This is a genomic window from Bacillus sp. GMs2/2 (assembly GCF_050172095.1).
In the GTDB taxonomy this organism is placed as follows: domain Bacteria; phylum Bacillota; class Bacilli; order Bacillales; family Bacillaceae_G; genus Bacillus_A; species Bacillus_A cereus.
Map to the genome: position 1 here is coordinate 1 of NZ_JBNLYE010000372.1, position 3,760 is coordinate 3,760.

Here is a 3,760-nt window from a genome sequence, read left to right on the forward strand (position 1 = left end):
TTCTTTTATATAAAATAAATATTTCTCCACTTAATCTGTTGTAAAAAACTCCCTCGTTACATCAATAAATTGTCGCAGTGGCACTGTCATCCATTTGTCTTTATGCCAAGCGATTTGCGTATAAATCGGAGAGATTGTTTCGTTTAACATCAACTCCTTTAATGTCCCTTCCCGTATATCTTTTTCTACTACTATCGCTGGTAAAACGGCTATACCTAAATCTGCAATAACACATTGTTTAATTGCTTCAACACTAACAAATTCAATTTTATTTGCTGGATATACATCTTCCCCGCGAAATAGCTCTTCAAATAAAGTCCGATACGAGCAACCTAATTCTGTTAGTAAAAGTGGTTCACTCTCTAAATCTTTTATAGAAACTGAAGGTTGTTCAAGTAAACGATGCGTAGGAGCAGCTACTACTTTTAATTCTTCTTTCATAAGTGGTTCCACATGTAAAACATCTTCTGTTTTACATTCGTCCAAAATAAATGCAAGATCTACTTTCCCCTCCATCAATTGTTCCTTCGCATCTTTATTGGAGTGTGCTGGTTTAAATATAAGTTTTATTTGAGGAGATTGTGCTTTAAACTTCTTTAATATAGAAGGCAGTCTGTATGTACATTGACTTTCTTGTGCACCAATTATTAACGTACCTGCTATTTCTTCATCATCTTTCACAGCCATTTTCGCTTCGTTACTGAGTGCAATCATCTTGTCGGCATATAGTTGAAACTTCCTACCTGCTTCAGTTAAGAAAAGACGTTTTCCTAATCTTTCAAATAACGGTGTACCAAGCTCAGCTTCTAACGTTTTAATTTGCGCTGTAACGCTCGATTGAGCAAAGTTTAATTTCTTCGCAGTTTGTGTAAAGTTCAAAGTATGTGCCGCTACTTTAAATGTAATTAACTGTTTTATTTCCATCTATCCTCCCTCTTTCCAATCGATATTTCCGATTGATTCCATCGAAATAATCCTCTTTGTCTATTGATATTTGTATTGTATGATAAAGAACATCTATAAACAATATAAATGGAGGTATTCCATATGAAAGCACTTTGTTTCGAAACATTCGGAGACGCTAATGTTCTACACTATAAAGAAATACACGATCCAATCATAAGTCCAAATGAAATTCTTGTCCGCACGAAAGCAATCGGATTAAACTTCGCTGATATTTATAGACGCCGCGGCGATTATCATCTTGCTGGCAATCCGCCTTATGTATTAGGTTATGAAGGAGCTGGAATTGTTGAAAAAGTAGGAGCTGACGTTACTACTATCAACCTAGGAGACCGTATTGCATTTGCGGACGTCCCATTTGCAAATGCAGAACTAGTTGCCGTTCCATCAGAAAAAGCCATCCTACTTCCGGATTCTATTTCTTTTGAAACAGCCGCTTCTGTCTTATTACAAGGATTAACTGCACATTATTTAACGCAAGATAGCTATCAACTAAAACAAGGTGATATAGCTTTAGTACACGCTGCAGCTGGTGGCGTCGGTCAACTTCTCGTTCAAATGATTAAACTATATGGCGGAAAAGTAATTGGTTTAACGTCATCAAAAGAGAAAGCAAAGATAGCTACATTAGCTGGTGCCGATCACGTATTTTTATATACCGAAGAATGGCATACGAAAGTACTTGAAATGACTAATGGAACTGGAGTAAATATTGTATATGAATCAGTAGGTTCTACATTAGAGGAAAGTTTTAACGCTACTAAAATTGGCGGTACTGTCGTATTTTACGGAATGGCTGGTGGTAATCCTGCTCCAGTTGATCCGCGTATGCTTATGGATACTTCAAAAACTTTAACTGGCGGAGACCTTTGGAACGTGCTTACTACTTTTGAAGAACGTAAACAGCGCTCTACTCAATTATTTGATTGGATCACTAGCGGAAAAGTAAACATCGCGAGTCCTACTACATTCTCTTTACAAGATGGTGCTCTTGCCCATGAATTATTAGAGAGCAGAAAAAGTACTGGGAAGATTTTATTGATTCCATAATCGTTCCAATAAGAAAAGGAAGCTAGATTTCTCTACCTTCCTTTTCTTATATCTATTGGAGATTTAATTATATTCCAACACTTTCTTTCCCTTTTGCAACATAACTCATATCTCCAACAGACTCGACTGTGTATGTTCCATCTTGATATACAATTTTCGTCACACTAGCATTTTCCACTCCAAGTTTTGTTTTGCTACTGTCTAACATTTCTATTAAGGTAGTAATCAAAAGCCCATGAACGACAACTAAAACGTTACCGCCACCATTTCCAGCAGCTTCTTCACTAATTTTATCTATCTCTGTTTTTATACGAGTAGAAAATAAGTCCCAATCTTCCGCCTGTTTTGTAGGATCTGCTACTCTAATAAGATTAATCACTTCTTGAATAGAAAACTTCATAAGTTCTTCTGGTGATGCAACGCCTGCAGCTTTTCCAACCACATCCCACATATTCTCAAGTTTTTCACCTTCAAAAATACCGAAATTTAATTCTCGCAAATCTTTTCTTTGCTCAAGTTTTAATTTTGATTGCTCACTATATTTTAATACTAAATTAGCAGTTTCAATTGCGCGGCCGCTATCACTACTATATGCATTCATAAAATGAATATCTTTTAATCCTGTTCCTAAATTTGTGGCAACTTCAACACCTTTTTCTACTAAAGGAGAATCTGCCCAACCTTGCGCGCGATGATTCGTATTTAATATTGTTTTACCGTGTCTTGTAACATATAACGTCACTACATTCTCATTGCTATCTGTTTCTCGCTTATTCATTTCATTCTCTCCCTTTACGTTTCTATATCAATTTTACCACCTCAATTATTCATTGAGCAAAATATACGTCAGTAGATCCGCTTAATAAAAAAAGCTATCTTTCTGTATATCCATACAAAAAGATAGCACCTTTTATGATTACATTTCTTAACCGGTACTCCTACTCAGCAAAAGCACTCGAATATTGTACAATTCCTTCTACACCTAGAAGAGCATTTTCTGTTAATTCCTTTATCATAAATACCTCTTCAGGCACTTCAAACGGTGCTTTTATATTCCACTCACTTGCTTTCTTAAAACCAAATTTCGGGTAGTACTCTGGATGTCCTAATACTACAACTGATCCGTATCCAAGTTCTTTCGCTTTTTCTAAAGCAGCCGTAATCAGTTTTCCACCAATTCCTTTCTTCTGATGGCCCCTAGCAACTGAAACTGGTGCAAGTGCTAACGATTCTACAGAAGTTCCACATTGTTCTATTGTAATTTTCGATAACATAATGTGACCAACTATATCTTCATCTACCGCAACAATTGATAACTCTGGAACAAACGCGTCACATTCTCTAATACGTTTTACAAGTTCATGTTCTGTTTTATCACTAAATTCTTCCTTTAAAAATGCTTCTTTTACGACTTCTTCTGTTTTTCTATAATCATTTTTTTGTTCTTGTCTAATCGTTACCATTTTAACTTATCCTCTATTCTTTCTTATTTCTTTTTGAATTTTACGCAGTGCTTTTTTCGATCCGCGCTCAATGTCGTGTTGCATTTTTCTTTCTTTATAATCAACAAATAGTGTATTTAAATCGTATCCTTCTGGATATAACTCCTTCGCTGCTACTTCTAAAGTAATACGTTTTACATTTACTTCAACGAATTCACCGTTATAATATACAACAACGTTATAAAAATTATCTTTTTCCTTATAGATGATACCAAAATCATCATGATCCAATAAATAGATCGGAA

Annotated in this window: 4 protein-coding genes and 1 pseudogene; 1 reads left to right on the top strand and 4 read right to left on the bottom strand. The window is 35.4% G+C overall.

Annotated elements, in window-relative coordinates:
- Window positions 1–30 precede the first annotated feature (30 nt).
- Window positions 31–924, bottom strand: a complete 894-nt coding sequence (locus ACQGS6_RS24455; RefSeq protein ID WP_426965744.1) for a LysR family transcriptional regulator — start codon at window positions 922–924, stop codon at window positions 31–33.
- A 123-nt stretch (window positions 925–1,047) separates the two neighbouring features.
- On the opposite strand from ACQGS6_RS24455, the gene ACQGS6_RS24460 reads away from it, so the two are divergent.
- Window positions 1,048–2,013, top strand: coding sequence for a quinone oxidoreductase family protein (locus tag ACQGS6_RS24460; protein ID WP_426965745.1), 966 nt, complete (start codon window positions 1,048–1,050; stop codon window positions 2,011–2,013).
- 67 nt (window positions 2,014–2,080) lie between these two features.
- Here the strand turns inward: ACQGS6_RS24460 and ACQGS6_RS24465 are convergent, their stop codons facing one another.
- The 3 genes and pseudogenes from ACQGS6_RS24465 to ACQGS6_RS24475 form a co-directional block, all read right to left on the bottom strand.
- Window positions 2,081–2,791, bottom strand: coding sequence for a histidine phosphatase family protein (locus ACQGS6_RS24465; protein ID WP_426965746.1), 711 nt, complete (start codon window positions 2,789–2,791; stop codon window positions 2,081–2,083).
- A gap of 160 nt (window positions 2,792–2,951) precedes the next feature.
- Complete coding sequence (locus ACQGS6_RS24470; RefSeq protein WP_078439903.1) at window positions 2,952–3,476, bottom strand: GNAT family N-acetyltransferase; 525 nt, start codon at window positions 3,474–3,476, stop codon at window positions 2,952–2,954.
- Between the two features lie 6 nt (window positions 3,477–3,482).
- Window positions 3,483–3,760: pseudogene (locus ACQGS6_RS24475) on the bottom strand (endonuclease MutS2); the annotation flags it as partial.